Raw genomic sequence first — 17500 nt, forward strand, 5'->3', positions numbered from 1 at the left:
CGCCATTCGGGCCGAGGATCGCCGTCACCCGCCCCGGCGCCAGTTGCACCGTGGCCCGCGAGAGCAGCGCCTTGGCGCCGATGCTTACCTCGGCATCCTCGCAGCGCAGCCCGAGGTTCAGGTCCGGCGCCTTCATATGCGCCCCCGGAAATGCCGCAGCATCAGCAGGAACATCGGCACGCCGATGAAGGCCGTGAGCACGCCCAGCGGCAGCTCGGCCGGCGCCATCGCGGTGCGCGCCACCGTGTCGGCCACCAGCACCAGCGCAGCGCCCAGCAGCGCCGAGGCCGGCAGCACCACCCGGTGATCGGGCCCGGCCACCATGCGCACCCAGTGCGGCGCGATCAGGCCGATGAAGCCGATGATCCCGGTGGTGGCCGTCACGGCGCCCACCGCCACCGCCGTGACGACGATGGCGCGCCGCTTGATGCGCTCCACGTCCACGCCCAGCAGCGCCGCCTGCGATTCGCCCAGCGCGATGGCGTTGAGCGGTGCGGCCAGCGAGGCCGCCGCCACGCAGGACAGCAGCACCGCCACGCCGACCAGGATCACCGCGCTCCAGCGCGCGCCGCCCAGGCTGCCGAGCAGCCAGAACTGCAGGCTGCGCAGTTGCTCGTCGGTGGCCATCACGCTGAGGAAGCCGAGGCCCGCGCCCGCCAGCGCATTGACCGCGATGCCCGCGAGCAGCATCAGCGCCATGCGCGTGCCGCCCTCGCTGCGCGACAGCGCGTAGATCAGCAAGGTGACCGAGAGGCCGCCGCCGAAGGCCATCACCACCAGCGTCCAGCTGCCGAGCGTGCGCGGCAGCACCGGCATGAACCAGGCGCCCAGCACGATGGTCACGCCGGCCGCCAGCGCGGCGCCGCTGCTGATGCCCACCAGGCCGGGGTCGGCCAGCGGGTTGCGAAACAGGCCCTGCATCAGCGTGCCCGCCATGCCCAGGCCCGCGCCGGCCGCCACGCCGAGCACCAGGCGCGGCAGGCGGATGTTGACGAACACCAGGTATTCGGGCGACCTGTCGGCCGCGGCGCCCTGCCCCAGCGAGCTCAGCACGTTCCAGAGCTGCGGCAGGCTGATCGCGTAGGCGCCCGACACCGCGCCGAGCGCCAGCGCGAAGGCGAGGAGCAGCGCGCAGCCGGCCAGCACGGCCCGCGGCGGGAAGCGCTGGCTCATGCCACCGCGGCCATGAACTTCGGATGCAGCTCGGCGATCGCCGCCGGCATGCGCGGGCCGAAGCCCAGCAGCAGCAAGGCGTCGAGCGTGACCAGCGAGCGCTTCCTGAACGCGGGCGTGAGCGCCAGTTCGGGCCGCTGCCAGAAGCGCTCGATGCCGCCATGGGCCTCGATGCTCTGGTCGCTGGTCATGACGATGTCGGGCGCAGCGGTGGCCATGGCCTCGGCCGTCATCGGCCGGTAGCCCTCGAAGCCGCCGAGCGCATTGACGCCGCCCGCATAGCCGATCACCGCGTGCGCCGCGGTCTTCTCGCCCGACACCTGCGGGCTCGCGCTGTGCGAGAGCACGAACAGCACGCGCGGCTTGCGCCCCTGGGCGGCCGCCACGCGCTGCTGCACCTGCGCCCATTCGGCATCGAGCTTCACCTGCAGCGCGCGCGCCTGCGCCTCGCGGGCCGCGGCGCGTCCCACCACCTGGATCTTGCGCTGCACCTCGCCCCAGCTGTGGTCGGCCTGCACGATCTCGACCTTGACGCCGGCCGAGCGCACCTGGTCGAGCACCACCGGCGGGCCCGACTCGTTGGTGGCGATCACGGCATCGGGCTTGAGCGACAGCAGCCCCTCGGCCGAGAGCTGCCGCATGTAGCCGACCTTCGGCGTGCCGCGCGCCGCGGCCGGATAGAGGCTGGTGGTGTCGGTGCCGACGAGCTGGCCCTCGGCGCCGAGCAGGTACACCACCTCGGTGATCGCGCCGCTCACGGTGATGAGCCGCGGCAGTTTCTTCGCCTCGGGCGACTGGGCGAACAGGGGCAGCGCGGTAGCGCCGAGCGAGGCCGCGGCGGCGAGGCGCAGCGCGTCGCGGCGACGGACGAGGGAGGAGGAGATGCGTTCTTCGGTCATGGAGAAAAAACGTGGGGCAAGGAGAAAAACGTCCGCGCGATCAGGCGGCCGGTGCCGTCGCGGGCAGCCGCGCAAGCCCGCGCACCAGTTGGCGCCAGTCCTCGCGCTCGGGCACGCCAGGCTTGCGCGCGCCGAAGAACATCGCCATCAGCTCGCCCTCGCCGTCGAAGGCCTCGACCGAGGTCACGTGGCCGTCGCTGGTGGGCTTCTCGACGATCCACACGCTCGCGATACGGTCTTCGCGCAGGTGCAGGTTGAAGCCCGGGTCGAGCACGTTGAGCCAGCGCATCGGCGCAGCGTCGCCACGCGCCGGCATCTCCATCGGCTCGACGCGCACCACCGGCCCGGTGTGGATCTGGATGCAGCCGGGGCTGCCCACGAAGACCATGATCGGCGTACCGCTGAAGGCCGCTTCCTGCAGCAGGTCGCCCACCGCATGCAGCGCGGCGCGCTGCGTGAACTCGCCCTCGGTGAGCCGGAAGCTCTGCTGGCGCTCGGCATCGAACTTCTTGAGCAGGCCGAAGAATTCGTGCGTGTCCTGCATGCCGCGCCAGGCCTCGGCCAGCGCGCCGGCGTCGATGGCGGCGTCGGCGCGCGGCGCGGGCTTGGGCTCGGCCGGCTTGAACGCCACCTGAAGCTCCGGCGCCGCATGCGCATCGATCACCGCCTGCAGCGCGCCGCGGTCGGTGGCCTCGCGCACGAAGATCTTGTGCACCGCCAGGCCGTGCGCGTCGAAGAACTGCAGGCTCAGCGAGGACGGCACGCCGGGGTTGGCGGCCGCCTCGTCCACCGCGAAGCCCGCGTGCCAGCGGCTGAAGAACAGCCGCAGGTCGATCGCCTCGCCGAGCGCGAGCCCCATGGCCTCGCCGCCCGAGAGCTTCTCGTAGATGCCGGTTTTCTCGTGCACCGTGGTCTCGTTGCGCGTGAGCGCCAGCAGCGGCCCGCAGGCCTCGAGCGACTGCAGCAGCGCGAGCCACGGCCCGCGCAGCGGCGTGGCGCGCAGGGCCTGGTCGTGCGCGCCCGCATGGGCCGCGATCGCGGCGCCCTCGGCCAGCCCCATGGCCGCCGCGGCGTCCTTGTGGCGCATGCCCTTGGCGCGCAGCTCGGCGAAACGGTGGCGGATGTCGTCGGCATTCATCGTTGGTGGTCCTTCCTGGGTTGAATTCGGTGGCTCAGAAGTCGGCCACGAGCGAGACGTTGAAGCTGCGTCCCGGCTGCGTGTAGGCGTCGCGGATCAGCGCGGTGGAGGTCAGGCCGCGCACGTCGCTCCACATCCAGTAGCGCTTGTTCGTGAGGTTCGTGATCGAGGCGTTCAGGCGCAGGTCGCGGTTGATGCGCCATTGGGCGCTCAGGTCCAGCGTGGTCGCTGAGGGCGTGAGGAACTGCACGCCGCCGGTGGTGATCTCGGCCCCATCCACGTCGGAGCGTTTCTTGGCCGCATGGTGCACCGCGTCGAGCCGCACCGACCAGGCCGGCGCCTTGTAGGCCAGGCCGAGGTTGATCTTGCGCGGATCGATGGAGTTCAGCGGCCGGTTGTTGCTGCGGTCGCGCCCGCGCGTCTGGCCCCAGGCGAAGGGCACCGAGAAACCATTGCCGTTGTCGGTGAAGTCGAGCTCGCCCTTGACCTCGAAGCCGCTGATGCGCGCGCGGCCGATGTTGACCGACTGGAAGGTGGCCGGGTTCACGCGCGAGCCGAACACGCCGCCGACCTGGCGGTCGTTCTCGATCAGGTCCTTGTAGTTGCCGGTGAAGGCGGCGACGTCGAAGTTCAGCAGGCCGGTGCGCCCGCGCACGCCGAGCTCGACGTTCTGGCTCTTCTCGGGCTTGAGGTTGGGGTTCGGGATCGTGCGGTAGCCCGAGATCGTGTTCTCGAAGAAGTTGTTGACCTGGAACGCGTTGGGCGCCTTGAAGCCCGAGGCGTAGTTGCCGTAGACGCTCCATTGCGGCGTGGCGCGGAACAGCACGCCGAGCTTGGGCGAGACCGCCGAGCCCGACAGCGAGACCGCCTGTGCGCTGAAGCCGGCCTGGTCGGCATCGAGCGAGAAGCGGTCGAAGCGGATGCCGGGCGTGATGCTCCAGCGGTCGTGGATGAACTCGTCCTGCACGTAGAAGGCCGAGGAGGTCTCGCGCGTGTCGGGGAAGCGCTTAAGCGGGTAGCTCTCGCCCGCGGGCGGCACCAGGCCGGTCTGCAGGTTCTCGACGTTGGTGCGCGCGTAGTCGAAGCCGTAGGTGATCTTCTGGGCCCAGTCGCCGGTGCGCACCAGCTTGTCGGCCTGCAGGCCGAACTGCCAGGTGCTCTCGTCGTAGGTGACGTCGCGCGAGCGGTCGGCGGCGCTGAAGCGGTCCTCGAAGATGTACTCGCGCGACTTCGACTTCTGGTAGCTCACCGTGGCCTGCAGGCTGTCGGCCATCACCGCGTTGAGCCGCAGCCGGCCGTCGTAGGTGAAGCGGTCGCGCTGCAGGTCGGTGCGGGCGTTGAGGCCGACCACCGAGGTCGAGGCATAGGGCGGCTTCGCGAGGCCCGACAGCAGGTCGTAGCGGCTGGCCTTCTCGATGTGCTCGAAGGTGAAGCCGTGGCGCTGGTCGGCATTCGGCGTGAGGATGACCTTGGCCAGCAGCGCGCCGCTGCGGTCGCGCTGCGGGTTGGGCGTGGTGCGGTCGGCGTTGGGCGCGTTGTAGCTGCCGCGGTTCTCGAGCTCGTGCGAGCGGCCGAGGTTGGCCGAGAGCAGCCACTGCAAGGTCTCGTTGGGCTTGCCCGCGAGCGTGACGCCGGCGCGCCGTCCGTTGTCGTCGCCGCTGTAGCCCAGGCTGGCGCTGCCGCCGAAGCTGCGGCCGTCGCGCAGGAACGAGGACGGATCGCGCGTGATGAAGTTGACCAGGCCCGCGAGGCCGTCGGAGCCGTAGAGCGCGGAGGCCGGGCCCTTGAGGATCTCGATGCGCTCGATCAGGCCGATGTCGAAGTAGTCGCGGCCGAAGGCATTGGCGCTGAAGACGTAGCTGCGCGGCGTGCGGATGCCGTCGGTCAGCAGCAGCACGCGGTTGCCGTCGAGGCCGCGGATGTTGAAGCCGGCATTGTTGTCGCGGCCGGTGTTGCCCTGCGCGAGCCCGAAGCGTGCCGGCGAGCGCTTGACCGAGACGTTCGGCAGGTCGCGCACCGCGTCGCGGATGTCGTTGATCTGCTTGGACTCGAGGGTCTCGCGGTTGAGCACTTCGACGCTGACCGGCAGCGCGTCCTTCTCCTGTTCGGAGCGCGAGCCGCTGACCACGATCTCGCCGAGCGCGGCGACCTGCTGCGGGGGTGGCTGCTGGGCCCAGGCCGACGCCGCGGCGCCGAAGCCGCTGGCGATCAGCCAGGGCAGCAGCGCGCGGCGCGCGCGCACGGGTCGGGAAGAGGAAGAAGAGGAGAACGGGCGCTCGAAGCGCGAGAAACGTGTAGAGGTGGCGGCCACGAAAAAGGTCCGGCAAGCGTTGGAATGGACAACGGCTTGCTGGACCTCGGCGCAGCGGAAGCTGCGCGGCTGACCTGGCTGGCGGCGGGAGGCTCGGTTCCCTTTTCTTGGTGTTCTCGCCGCGGTGCGCGGCGCGCGAGCCTCTGAAAACTATTTTATGAGAATAATTCTCATCTGACCGCCGATGTACCCACTCAAGCTGGGGCTGAAGTACGGATCAGGTGATCGAATGCACCGAGTGCCGCCTTCGCTCCGTCGCCGGCCGCGATGATGATCTGCTTGAACGGCACCGTGGTCGCGTCACCCGCGGCGAACACGCCGGGCACCGAGGTCTGGCCCTTCGCATCCACCACGATCTCGCCGTGCTTCGACAGTTCGATCGTGCCCTTGAGCCAGTCGGTGTTGGGCACCAGGCCGATCTGGATGAACACGCCCTCGAGGTCGACGCGCTTGGCTTCGCCGGTCGCGCGGTCCTTGTAGACCAGGCCGTTGACCTTCTGGTCGCCGGTGATCTCGGTGGTCTGCGCGTTGGTGAACACGTCGACGTTCTTCAGGCTGTGCAGCTTGCGCTGCAGCACGGCGTCGGCGCGCAGCTGCGTGTCGAACTCGATCAGCGTGACATGGCCCACGATACCGGCCAGGTCGATCGCCGCCTCGACGCCCGAGTTGCCGCCGCCGATCACGGCCACGCGCTTGCCCTTGAACAGCGGACCGTCGCAGTGCGGGCAATAGGCCACGCCCTTGTTCTTGAACTCGTGCTCGCCGGGCACGTTGATGTTGCGCCAGCGCGCACCGGTCGAGATGATCACGGACTTGCTCTTGAGCGACGCGCCGCTCTCGAGCTGCACCTCGATCAGGCCCTCGCCCGGAATCAACGCCTTGGCGCGCTGCAGGTTCATGATGTCGACCTCGTAGTCGCGCACGTGCTCCTCGAGCGCATGGGCGAACTTCGGTCCCTCGGTCTCCTTGATCGAGATGAAGTTCTCGATGCCCATGGTGTCGAGCACCTGGCCGCCGAAACGCTCGGAGGCCACGCCGGTGCGGATGCCCTTGCGCGCGGCATACACGGCCGCCGCGGCGCCCGCGGGGCCACCGCCGACGATCAGCACGTCGAACGGGTCCTTGGCGGCAATCTTCTTGGCTTCGCGCTCGACGCCGCTGTTGTCGATCTTCGCGAGGATCTCTTCCAGGCTCATGCGGCCCTGGCCGAACTCGGTGCCGTTGAGGAACACGGTGGGCACGGCCATCACCTGGCGTTCCTTCACTTCTTCCTGGAAGGTGCCGCCCTCGATCATCGTGGTGCGGATGCGCGGGTTCTGCACCGCCATCAGGTTCAGCGCCTGGACCACGTCGGGGCAGTTGTGGCAGGTCAGCGAGACGTAGATCTCGAACTCGAAATCGCCGTCAAGCGCCTTGATCTGGTCGAGCACGGCCTGCTCCACCTTCGGCGGGTAGCCGCCGATCTGCAGCAGCGCGAGGATCAGCGAGGTGAATTCATGGCCCATCGGCAGGCCGGCAAAGCGCGGGCCGTGGTTTTCGCTCGGGCGGTTGACCGAGAACGAGGGCTTGCGGTGGTTGTCGTCGCGGCTTTCGCTCAGGCGGACCAGCGGCGAGGCTTCCGCCACGTCCTTCAGCAGCGACAGCACTTCGTCCGAGGCCTTGCTGTCGTCGAGCGAGGCGACGATCTCGATCGGCTGCGTGGCGCGGTCGAGGTAACTCTTCAATTGGGCTTTGGTGCTGGCGTCGAGCATGAGGAACTCTCTTTCGATAACTGGAAACTATCAACTGGGGACAAGAAAGCCCGGGGGCCTCGTGAGCGCCCGGGCTTTCGCGCGGAGCGCCTTAGATCTTGCCGACGAGGTCGAACGACGGGGCGATGGTCTTGTCGCCTTCATTCCACTTGGCCGGGCAGACTTCGTTCGGGTGGGCGGCGGTGTAGACCGCTGCCTTGAGCTTGCGCAGGGTTTCCTTGACGTCGCGGGCGATCTCGTTGGAGTGCACTTCGGCAGTCTTGATGATGCCTTCGGGATTGATCACGAAGGTGCCGCGCAGTGCCAGGCCTTCTTCGGGAATGTGCACGCCGAAATTGTTGGTCAGCGTGTGGGTCGGGTCGCCCACCAGCGGGAACTTGGCCTTGCCGACGGCCGGCGAGGTGTCGTGCCAGACCTTGTGCGAGAAGTGCGTGTCGGTGGTCACGATGTAGACCTCGGCACCCAGCTTCTGGAATTCGGGGTAGTTGTCGGCCGCGTCTTCGACTTCGGTCGGGCAGTTGAAGGTGAAAGCCGCCGGCATGAAGATCAGCACGGACCACTTGCCCTTGAGCGTCTCGTCGGACACATCGATGAACTTGCCGTTGAGGTAGGCCTGGGTCTTGAAGGGCAGGACTTGGGTGTTGATCAGGGACATTGCTGGTTTCCTTGGTGGTGATGAAAAAAGCGAACCATGAGTATAGCTACCAAATGACATCATTCAATAGTTCATAGCTATTAAATGCATTGCGCCCCCCTATGTCTTGCGATGGGCGGACCGCATGCCAGGCGGCATGAATCCCCCTCCGGATACGAACGTGTATCAGCATCAAACGCATGCAGAGCGCGAATGCATGGCTTTGCTTGCGCCACCCTCCTTCGCGCTCCGACAATCGCGGCCTTTACTGCTTTCATAACAAGGAAAAACACCATGAAGGGCGATCCCAAGGTCATCGAGCATCTGCAGGCGCAGCTCAAGAACGAGTTGACTGCGATCAACCAGTATTTCCTTCACTACCGCATGCTCAAGCATTGGGGCCTCGACAAGCTGGCCAAGAAGGAATACGAAGAATCGATCGGCGAAATGAAGCATGCCGACAAGCTGATGGACCGCATCTTCATGCTCGACGGCCTGCCGAACCTGCAGGACCTCGGCAAGCTGAACATCGGCGAAGACGTGCCCGAACTGCTGCGCTGCGACCTCGGCGCCGAGACCGGCGCGCAGGCCACGATCAAGGACGGCATCGCGCATTGCGAATCGGTGCGCGACTACGTCTCGCGCGACCTGCTGCAGGAAATCCTCGACGACACCGAGGAGCACATCGACTTCCTCGAAACCCAGATCGACCTGATCGACCGCGTCGGCCTGCAGAACTACCTGCAGTCGCAGATGGGCGAACTCGAGTAAGCCTCGCCCTCGCAAGCCGCACGGCACGCCACGAACAACTGCGGGACTTCGGTCCCGCTTTTTTTGGCCCGGCGTTTCGCTTTACCAAACTTCACACGCTATTGAATCGATAGCATAAGACAAAGGATTTACCTTCGATTCCGAGGGATCGACCGCCTCGGCAAGGGTCGGGCCCGATTGCCAAACGAAATCAATTCTCATTTGCGAGCCTAAAATGCCGGCCGCCAATGAATGCCGCCCCGACCGACAACCGCCGCCGTGCCTACTGGCTCAAGACCCTGCACGAATGGCACTGGGTCAGCTCCGCCATCTGCCTGATCGGCATGGTGCTGTTCAGCGTCACCGGCTTCACGCTCAACCACGCGGGCCAGATCGAGGGCAAGCCGCAGGTCACGCGGCTGCACGCGACGATCGACGAGGCGCTGCGCACCCGCCTCGAATCGGCCATGGCCGAGGTCAAGTCGAACACCGCGCTCAAGGGCAAGGCCGCGCTGCCCGCCGAACTCCAGGCCTGGGCGCGCCAGCGCTGGGACATCGACACCGCCGGCCGCGAGGCCGAATGGTCGGACGACGAGATCTACCTGTCGCTGCCCCGCCCCGGCGGCGACGCCTGGCTGCGCCTGAGCCTGGCCGACGGCGAGGCCGAGTACGAGCGCACCGACCGCGGCTGGCTCTCCTACTTCAACGACCTGCACAAGGGCCGCAACACCGGCACCGCCTGGAGCTGGTTCATCGACATCTTCGCGGGCGCTGCATTGGTCTTCTCGATCACCGGCCTGTTCATCCTCAAGATGCATGCGGGCAACCGCCCCTTCACCTGGCCGATGGTGGGCATGGGGCTGGTGGTGCCGGTGCTGCTCGCGCTGCTTTTCATCCACTGACTTTGGTTTCGTCCGTTTCGTGAAAGAGGTTCCTCTCGTGCACATCCGCTACTCGCTCGCACCGCTCGCCATGTCGGCGCTCTTCGCCGCCCCGGCCTTCTCGGCCAGCCTCGGCGTCAACATCGAGGTGCCGCGCCTCAACGTGTCGGAGTACCACCGCCCCTATATCGCGACCTGGATCGAGCGCGCCGACAACACCGTGGCCGGCACGCTGGCGGTCTGGTACGACGTGCGCACCAAGACCAACAACCCCGAGGGCGAAGGCACCAAGTGGCTCAAGGACATGCGCCAGTGGTGGCGCCGCGGCGGCCGCGACCTGTCGGTGCCGATCGACGGCGTGACCGGCGCGACCAAGCCCGCGGGCAAGCACCAGCTGAACTTCAGCGACGGCAGCGCGCCGATGCCGCAACTGGCGCCGGGCAGCTACAAGCTGGTGGTGGAAGCCGCACGCGAAGTCGGCGGCCGCGAGGTCGTGAGCATCCCGTTCCAGTGGCCGCCGACAAGCGCCTCGCAGCCGAGCGCTTCGGGCAAGGAAGAACTGGGCGAGATCAAGCTCGAGCTCAAGCCCTGACCGCCGCACCGCCCCGCACCTTCGCAGCCCCATCTCAAGGAATCGCCATGAACACCCTCCGCCTGCGCGCCGCCGCCATTGCCGCCGCCTTCGTCGCCATCGCCCCGCTGTCCCACGCGCACAACGCCTGGCTGCTGCCCTCGGGCACTGTGTTCTCGAAGGCCGACACGGTCAGCGTCGATGCCGCGGTGTCGAACGACCTGTTCGTCGCCAACCATGCGCCGCTGCGCCTCGAGGGCCTGCAGATCACCGCGCCCGACGGCAGCGCCATCAAGCCCGAGAGCGAAGCCAAGCTCAAGCAGCGCAACGTGTTCGACGTGCCGGTCGCGCAGCCCGGCACCTACCGCATCGCCGTGATCAACGGCGGCGCCTTCGCGAGCTGGAAGGACAAGGCCACCGGCCAGAACAAGCGCGCACGCGGCACGCCCGAGACCATCGCCAAGGAAATCCCGGCCGACGCGCAGGACGTGACCATCACCCAGTCGGCGGGCCGCATCGAGACCTTCGTCACCGTGGGCAAGCCCTCGGCGCTGAAGCCGATCGGCCAGGGCCTGGAGCTGATCGCCAGCGGCAGCCCGACCGACCTCGTGAAGGGCGAGAAGGCCAGCTTCACGCTGCAGCTCGACGGCCAGCCTGCCAAGGACCTCGAAGTGACGGTGACCGCGGGCAACACGCAGTACCGCGACAAGCTCGAGGAGTTCAAGGTCAAGACCGACGACAAGGGCCAGTTCAGCGTGACCTGGCCGAGTGCCGGCATGTACTGGCTCGACGTGTCCACGCGCGACAACAAGACCACCGTGCCGAACGCCAAGGAGCGCCGCCTGAGCTATGCGGCCACGCTCGAAGTGATGCCCTGAACCCGAGCGACGTTTCGCGCACCGCCTTGGGCATTTCGTTCGCCTCCCGCAGTTCCTGGCACGGCGGCTACGCCGACGCGGTCGTGCCGCGCCTCGCCGATCCGGCCCGCCTGCACCAGCTGGCCGGCCGGACCATGGGCACGACCTGGTCGCTGCGCTTCGACAACCCGGCCATGCGGCCGCTCGCCGCGGTGCGGGAGGCGGTCGAGCCGGCGTTGGCGCGCGTGATCGCGCAGATGAGCCACTGGGAGGCCGACGCCGAGATCTCGCGCTTCAACCGCGCGTCGGCGGGCACGCGGCACACGCTGTCGGCCGAGTTCGCGCGCGTGATGGCCTGCGCGCTGCAATGGGCCGAGGACAGCGGCGGCGCGATCGATCCGACGGTCGGCGCGCTGGTCGCCAGTTGGGGTTTCGGCCCCGATGCAAACGATGGCCCCATCGACACGGACGCCCTTGAAGTGGCGCGCGAGCGCACGGGCTGGCGAAAGCTCGCCTTCGACATGGCCGATGACGCAACGGCCACGCTGACCCAGCCTGGCGGCTTCGCGCTCGATCTGTCGGGCATCGCCAAGGGCTTCGCGGTCGATCACGGCGTCGAGGCCCTGGAGGCGCTGGGCCTCGAGGACTTCCTGTTCGAGATCGGCGGCGAGCTGCGCGGCGTGGGCCGCCGTCCCGGCGGACAGCCATGGCGCGTGCAGGTCGACGGCGAATTGCCCGCGCCGGTGCACGTGGCGCTCGACGGCCTCGCGATCGCCACCTCCGGCGACCGCTGGCACCAGCGCGAGCACGCAGGCCGCCGCTGGTCGCACACCATCGATCCGCGCAACGGCGAACCCGTGCCCGCCGGGCTCGCGAGCGTCACGGTGCTGCACGCGCAGTGCATGCACGCCGACGCGCTGGCCACGGTGCTGACGGTGCTCGGGCCCGAGGAAGGCTTCGCCTTCGCCGAGGCGCGCGGCATCGCGGCGCTGTTCGTCGCGCATGCGGCGGACGGCGACGGACCGCCGAGCCTGCGCGCGACCCCGGCCTGGACCGAACGGACCGCCTCCGCATGAACGACACGCTGCTGCGCGCGCTGGCCGCGGGCTCCACCGTGGCCGCTTACGGCGCGATGTGCCTGGCGATCTACACGCGCGAACGCCGCGCCGTCGCGGCCACCGCGCGCGCCGCGCAGGCGCTGGCGGGCGATGGCACGGTGCCATCGACACTGGTGCTGTTCGCCAGCCAGACCGGCCAGGCCGAGGCCATCGCCTGGCAGACCGCGCGCCGCCTGCGTGCGGCCGGCACGCCGGTGCGCGTGATGGAGCTCAATGCGCTCGACGCCACCACCCTGCGCGACGCGCGGCAGGCGCTGTTCGTGGCCAGCACCTATGGCGAAGGCGATGCGCCCGATGGCGCCAGCCTGTTCGCCGAAAAGGCGATGGCCGAGCAGCCCGATCTGTCCGCGCTGCGCTATGCGGTGCTGGCCCTGGGCGACCGCCAGTACGCGAACTTCTGCGGCTTCGGGCGCCAGCTCGACGACTGGCTGCGAGGCCGGGGCGCGACGCCCTCCTTCGCGCGCGTCGAGGTCGACAACGGCGATCCCGAAGCGCTGGCCACATGGCATGCCCAGTGGGGAGATGCCGAGGTCGCGCACGACGAGGAAGAAAGCAGCGCCTTCGTTCCGTGGCGTCTCGTGCATCGCAGCCTGCTCAATCCCGGCAGCGCGGGCGCACCGGTCTTCCTGCTCGGCCTGGTGCCGCAGGCTGGCGCGATGCCGGCCTGGGACTCGGGGGACCTGGTGCAGATGGCGGTCGCGAGCGATCCCACGCGACCGCGCGACTACTCGATCGCCTCGCTGTCCGCCGACGGCGAACTGCAGCTGCTGGTGCGGCAGGAGCAGCACCCCGACGGCACGCTGGGCATGGCCTCGGGCCATCTGACCTCGACGCTGGCCATCGGCGACACGGTGGCGCTGCGCCTGCGCGCGCACCGCGGCTTCCGTCTCGAGGGCAATGCTTCGCGCCCGCTGATCCTGATCGGCAACGGCACCGGACTGGCCGGCCTGCGCGCCCATCTGCGCGCGCGCGTCGCGGCGGGCCGGCACGAGAACTGGCTGGTGTTCGGCGAACGCCACGCGGCGCACGACTTCCTCTGCCGCGACGAGATCGAGGCCTGGCAGCGCGAAGGCGCGCTGACGGAACTCGACATGGTGTTCTCGCGCGACCAGGCCGAACGGCTCTACGTACAGCACCGGCTGCTGCAGCGCGCCGATGCGCTGCGCGAATGGCTCGCGCGTGGCGCGGCCGTGTACGTGTGCGGCAGCCTGCAAGGGATGGCCGCGGGCGTGGATGCGGCGCTGCGGCAGGTCGCGGGCGAGGCGCTGTGGGCCGAGCTGGTCGGCTCGGGGCGCTACAGGCGCGACGTGTACTGAGCCATGCGAGGCCCACCAGCCTCCGTGGAGGCCTGACAGCATGCCTACCAGCGACTCCGCGCTGTCAACAATTCCCCCAGAATTAGAGTTGCTTCAGTGCAACAAAGTATCTACTTTACAAAGCGCCTGCCGGCAAAAGTACTAAGCCCCGTATTGATAAACATTATCATTTGACACGGTTTTTACCTTTGCCCTCCCGCAGGTCAACTCACCCAGCCAGCCCCCGGTGCCTCCTCGGCATGCGCGCAGGGCATCGCCAGTCGAGTTCTCAGGGCCGTTTTTTCCTTCTTCGAGAACCTTCATGGCCAACTCCTATATCAAGAGCCGGAAGCACGCTGTCGCGCGCGCCGTTCCCCAGGTCTCGGGCGCCGCAGCCGCCACGCTGATCGCCCTCTCCGCCCCCGCCATCGCCCAGCAGCAGCCCTCGCGCGTGCTGCCCGAGATCCGCGTCGAGGGCTCGGTCGCCGCCGACTTCAAGGCCGACACCTCGGCCAATCCCAAGTTCACGGCACCGCTGGTGAACACGCCGCAGACCGTGCAGGTGATCAAGGAACAGGTGCTGCGCGACCAGGGCGCCACCACGCTGACCGAAGCGCTGCGCAACACCCCCGGCGTGGGCACCTTCTTCCTCGGGGAGAACGGCAACACCAACACGGGCGACGCGGTGTTCATGCGCGGCTTCGACAGCTCGAGCGCGATCTTCGTCGACGGCATCCGCGACGTCGGCTCGATCTCGCGCGACACCTTCAACATCGACCAGGTCGAAGTCGTGAAGGGCCCCTCGGGCACCGACGTGGGCCGCACCTCGCCCACCGGCTACATCAACCTCGTGACCAAGAAGCCCAAGCTCGACGACAGCTTCACGGGCTCGCTGGGCTTCGGCAGCGCCGACTTCAAGCGCGGCAGCATCGACTGGAACAAATCGCTCAGCGGCGAGAACGGCATCGGTGCGGCCTTCCGCCTGAACGCCGTGGCCGAGGACGCCGGCGTGGCCGGCCGCGATTTCGTGAAGAACAAGCGCTGGGCGATCGCACCCTCGCTGGCCCTGGGCCTGAACAGCCCGACGCGCTTCTACTTCGATCTGGTGCACGTCAAGCAGAACAACATCCCCGACGGCGGCGTGCCCACCATCGGCCTGCCGGGCTACTCGACGCCCGACCCGAAGCGCGGCTACCTGAGCTACGCCGCGCCGGTGCGCTCGAAGAACTTCTACGGCACCAGCGCGGACTTCGACAACGTCACGACCGACATGTTCACCGCGCGCGTCGAGCACGACCTGACGCCGGACATCACGATCCGCAACACGACGCGCTATGCCAAGACGCAGCAGGACTACCTGCTGACCTCGTTCATGGGCAGCACGGCCAACCTGCTGACGCCGAATCAGTTCCTCCCCCTCGGCTGGACCGTGGCGCGCAGCTCGCCCACCAACAAGGACCAGGAAAACACGATCTTCACGAACCAGACTAACGTGAGCGCGAAGTTCAACACCGGCAGCGTGGGCCACACGCTCAATGCCGGCGTCGAGCTGATCCGCGAGAAGCAGGACTCGAACGGCTACTACGGCCAGAACGTCAAGGTCTTCAACGTGCCCGGCTTCACCAACAGCGGCGCCTGGCCGGCGGCCAACGTCTACGCACCGAATCCCTATGTGTTCGGCGGCTACAACCGCATCCAGAACGGCACCACCACCTCGGGCGAAACCACCACCGTCGGCGCCTACGTGTTCGACACGGTCAAGTTCAACGAGCAGTGGATGCTGACCGGCGGCCTGCGCTACGACCACTACTCGACCAAGTTCGACTCGACGGCACTGAACGCCACCACCGGCGCGCTGACCCCGACCAACCTCAAGCTGTCGGACAGCCTCTGGTCGGGCAAGATCGGCCTGGTCTACAAGCCGACCGAGAACGGCAGCGTCTATGCGGCCTACGGCACGGCGGCACAGCCTCCGGGCGGCGCCAACTTCCAGCTCGCAGCAGGCGGCACCGGCAACAGCGCCGCGCGCACCGACTTCCTGCCGCAGAAGGCCAAGACCTACGAACTCGGCACCAAGTGGGACGTGCTCAACAAGCACGTGGCGCTGACGGCCGCGCTCTACCGCACCGACGTCAGCAACGAGGTGGTGCAGGACTCGATCTCGCAGCAGTACTACCAGACCGGCAAGAAGCGCGTGCAGGGCATCGAACTCGGCGTGTCGGGTGCGATCACCGACAACTGGGGCGTGACCACCGGCTTCACGACGATGAACACCCGCGTGCTCAGCGGCCCCTCGGTGCTGGCCGACGGCTCGACCTCGCTGGCCTACACCCCGAAGCGCGCCTTCACGCTGTGGACCACCTACCAGCTTCCGTTCGGCCTGACGATCGGCGGCGGCGCGCGCTACAACGGCAAGCTGTACCGCGGCACCGACGGCGCGGTCGGCACGCCGGCCTACGTCGAGTCGTACTGGGTGGTCGACGCCATGGCGTCCTACCGGATCAACAAGAACGTCGATCTGCAGCTGAACGTCTACAACCTGTTCGACAAGGACTACGTGGCGGCCATCAACAAGTCGGGCTACCGCTACACGCCGGGCACGCCGCGCTCGTTCAAGGTCACCGCGAACTTCGCGTTCTGATCGTTCGACACGGCGCGCCGCCGGCCAGGGCCGGTGCGCCGCGGTGCGACACTCGAGCCCCGGCCCGCGCCGGGGCTTTTTTCCTTCCGGAGTTCCCGAAGATGATGCTGCATGTGCCCGAAGTGCTGAGCCCGGACCAGGTGCGCAGGATGCGCGCCACGCTCGATGCCACCCAGTGGGTCGACGGGCGCGAGACCGTCGGCGACCAGGGCGCGCAGGTCAAGCGCAACCGGCAGCTGTCCGAGCATTCGCCGGTCGGGCGCGAGCTCGCCAAGACCGTGCTGGCCGCGCTGGCGCGCAACCCCCTGTTCTTCTCGGCCGCCCTGCCCGCGCGCTTCGTGCCGCCGCTGTTCAACCGCTACGAGGGCGGCGAGCATTACGGCCTGCACGTCGATGGCGCGGTGCGCGCCGTGCCCGGCAGCGAGCAGCCGCTGCGCACCGACCTGTCGTGCACCCTGTTTCTCTGCGATCCCGACGACTACGACGGCGGCGAGCTCGAGGTGGTCGACACCTACGGCTCGCACGAGGTCAAGCTGCCGGCCGGCGACCTGATCCTGTATCCGTCGAGCAGCCTGCACCGGGTGCACCCGGTGACCCGGGGCGCGCGCGTGTGCGCCTTCTTCTGGGCCCAGAGCATGGTGCGCAACGACCAGCAGCGCGCGATGCTGTTCGAACTGGACCAGAACATCCAGAAACTGCGCGCCCGGCTGGGCGAATCCGAGGAAACCGTGGCCCTGACCGGCCACTATCACAACCTGCTTCGGCTCTGGTCGGAGATATAGCCGGACCACCCCTCATAGCGAATAGCTGTCGCGCCGGGCGCTGGCGAATACGATAGTTATTGCAAATGCGAGGGATTCTTATTTATAATCGCTACATCCAACAGCCAGCCAAACTGCCGCTTTCACAGCCATGATCGTTTGCATTTGCCGCCGAGTCTCCGACCGCGAAATCGCACGCCATGTGCGCGCGGGGATGACTTTCGACGAAGTGCAATTCGAACTCGGCGTGGCCACCCAGTGTGGCCAATGTGAAGGATGTGCGCGCGATATCGTCGCGCAGTGCAGCGCTTCGCACCCGGTCGCGGCCCTGCACTGCGAATCGGAACCGAAGTCGATCCAGCTTGCCAACTCCATCAAGGAAAGCAAAGCATGGAACTCGTCTCTGCACTCGGCGGCAGCCTGATCCTGGTGGCGGGCTCCGTCTGGTGGATCCTTCGTAAATAGAAGTAGACGTCGTCGTAGCGGTTTTGCTGCAATCGGGGCACGTACCCACGTGCTCGCACTCGAATGGTTGATCGTGTCTGACCGCTTTGCCCCCCCTCCCTCCGTTTTCGGCCTCTCGCGCAACGCTGCCATCGCCGGCGGCGTGATCGTCTTCCACGCCGCCGCGCTCTGGGCGCTGCAGAGCGGCCTGCTCCGTCGGGCCGCCGAAGTGGTGATCCCGGTCGAGATCATGAGCCAGTTCGTCGAGCCGCCGAA

The 17500-nt window shown here is 67.9% G+C and carries 16 protein-coding genes and 1 pseudogene; 10 read left to right on the top strand and 7 right to left on the bottom strand.

Annotation, left to right across the window (positions count from 1 at the left end):
- Nucleotides 1-132 precede the first annotated feature (132 nt).
- The 6 genes from AC27VN_RS12130 to ahpC all read right to left on the bottom strand — a co-directional run bounded on the left by AC27VN_RS12130 (nucleotide 133) and on the right by ahpC (nucleotide 7927).
- A complete protein-coding gene (locus tag AC27VN_RS12130; protein WP_490876694.1) occupies nucleotides 133-1173 on the bottom strand; it encodes a FecCD family ABC transporter permease in 1041 nt (346 codons plus the stop codon).
- Nucleotides 1170-2072, bottom strand: a complete 903-nt coding sequence (locus AC27VN_RS12135) for a heme/hemin ABC transporter substrate-binding protein (RefSeq protein ID WP_490876695.1) — start codon at nucleotides 2070-2072, stop codon at nucleotides 1170-1172. Before AC27VN_RS12135 ends, AC27VN_RS12130 begins: the two co-directional genes overlap by 4 nt.
- Before the next feature lie 40 nt (nucleotides 2073-2112).
- Entirely contained in the window at nucleotides 2113-3210 is a 1098-nt protein-coding gene (locus AC27VN_RS12140) for a hemin-degrading factor (protein ID WP_490876696.1), read from the bottom strand.
- A gap of 34 nt (nucleotides 3211-3244) precedes the next feature.
- Nucleotides 3245-5521, bottom strand: a complete 2277-nt coding sequence (locus AC27VN_RS12145) for a TonB-dependent hemoglobin/transferrin/lactoferrin family receptor (protein WP_490876697.1) — start codon at nucleotides 5519-5521, stop codon at nucleotides 3245-3247.
- A gap of 194 nt (nucleotides 5522-5715) precedes the next feature.
- On the bottom strand, nucleotides 5716-7272 hold the full coding sequence (ahpF, locus tag AC27VN_RS12150) for an alkyl hydroperoxide reductase subunit F (protein WP_093342995.1): 1557 nt from the start codon (nucleotides 7270-7272) through the stop codon (nucleotides 5716-5718).
- Between the two features lie 91 nt (nucleotides 7273-7363).
- Nucleotides 7364-7927, bottom strand: coding sequence for an alkyl hydroperoxide reductase subunit C (ahpC, locus tag AC27VN_RS12155; protein WP_057595992.1), 564 nt, complete (start codon nucleotides 7925-7927; stop codon nucleotides 7364-7366).
- 273 nt (nucleotides 7928-8200) lie between these two features.
- Between ahpC and bfr the strand changes: the two genes are divergently transcribed.
- The 6 genes from bfr to AC27VN_RS12185 all read left to right on the top strand — a co-directional run bounded on the left by bfr (nucleotide 8201) and on the right by AC27VN_RS12185 (nucleotide 13399).
- Nucleotides 8201-8677: a bacterioferritin gene (bfr, locus tag AC27VN_RS12160; protein ID WP_056583098.1), complete on the top strand. Its 477-nt coding sequence runs from the start codon at nucleotides 8201-8203 to the stop codon at nucleotides 8675-8677.
- Nucleotides 8678-8904: 227 nt separating this feature from the next.
- Nucleotides 8905-9558, top strand: coding sequence for a PepSY-associated TM helix domain-containing protein (locus AC27VN_RS12165; RefSeq protein ID WP_490876698.1), 654 nt, complete (start codon nucleotides 8905-8907; stop codon nucleotides 9556-9558).
- A 70-nt stretch (nucleotides 9559-9628) separates the two neighbouring features.
- Complete coding sequence (locus AC27VN_RS12170) at nucleotides 9629-10129, top strand: DUF2271 domain-containing protein (RefSeq protein WP_177239332.1); 501 nt, start codon at nucleotides 9629-9631, stop codon at nucleotides 10127-10129.
- A gap of 47 nt (nucleotides 10130-10176) precedes the next feature.
- On the top strand, nucleotides 10177-10986 hold the full coding sequence (locus AC27VN_RS12175; RefSeq protein ID WP_093342999.1) for a DUF4198 domain-containing protein: 810 nt from the start codon (nucleotides 10177-10179) through the stop codon (nucleotides 10984-10986).
- 26 nt (nucleotides 10987-11012) lie between these two features.
- Nucleotides 11013-12041 (top strand): FAD:protein FMN transferase, encoded by a 1029-nt coding sequence (locus tag AC27VN_RS12180; RefSeq protein WP_490876699.1) that lies wholly within the window; start codon nucleotides 11013-11015, stop codon nucleotides 12039-12041.
- Nucleotides 12038-13399 (top strand): sulfite reductase subunit alpha, encoded by a 1362-nt coding sequence (locus tag AC27VN_RS12185; RefSeq protein WP_490876700.1) that lies wholly within the window; start codon nucleotides 12038-12040, stop codon nucleotides 13397-13399. Before AC27VN_RS12180 ends, AC27VN_RS12185 begins: the two co-directional genes overlap by 4 nt.
- Before the next feature lie 141 nt (nucleotides 13400-13540).
- Here the strand turns inward: AC27VN_RS12185 and AC27VN_RS12190 are convergent, their stop codons facing one another.
- Nucleotides 13541-13702, bottom strand: coding sequence for a hypothetical protein (locus tag AC27VN_RS12190; RefSeq protein WP_490876701.1), 162 nt, complete (start codon nucleotides 13700-13702; stop codon nucleotides 13541-13543).
- On the opposite strand from AC27VN_RS12190, the gene AC27VN_RS12195 reads away from it, so the two are divergent.
- The 4 genes and pseudogenes from AC27VN_RS12195 to AC27VN_RS12210 all read left to right on the top strand — a co-directional run.
- Nucleotides 13701-16019 (top strand): catecholate siderophore receptor Fiu, encoded by a 2319-nt coding sequence (locus AC27VN_RS12195; protein WP_398499227.1) that lies wholly within the window; start codon nucleotides 13701-13703, stop codon nucleotides 16017-16019. The two genes, AC27VN_RS12190 and AC27VN_RS12195, sit on opposite strands and share 2 nt — an antisense overlap.
- 101 nt (nucleotides 16020-16120) lie before the next feature.
- On the top strand, nucleotides 16121-16801 hold the full coding sequence (locus AC27VN_RS12200; RefSeq protein ID WP_208512141.1) for a Fe2+-dependent dioxygenase: 681 nt from the start codon (nucleotides 16121-16123) through the stop codon (nucleotides 16799-16801).
- Between the two features lie 130 nt (nucleotides 16802-16931).
- Nucleotides 16932-17204: a (2Fe-2S)-binding protein gene (locus AC27VN_RS12205; protein ID WP_082322199.1), complete on the top strand. Its 273-nt coding sequence runs from the start codon at nucleotides 16932-16934 to the stop codon at nucleotides 17202-17204.
- A 111-nt stretch (nucleotides 17205-17315) separates the two neighbouring features.
- Nucleotides 17316-17500 (top strand): annotated as a pseudogene (locus AC27VN_RS12210) (energy transducer TonB); the annotation flags it as partial.

Source organism: Variovorax sp. 20P10.2.4 (assembly GCF_058244205.1).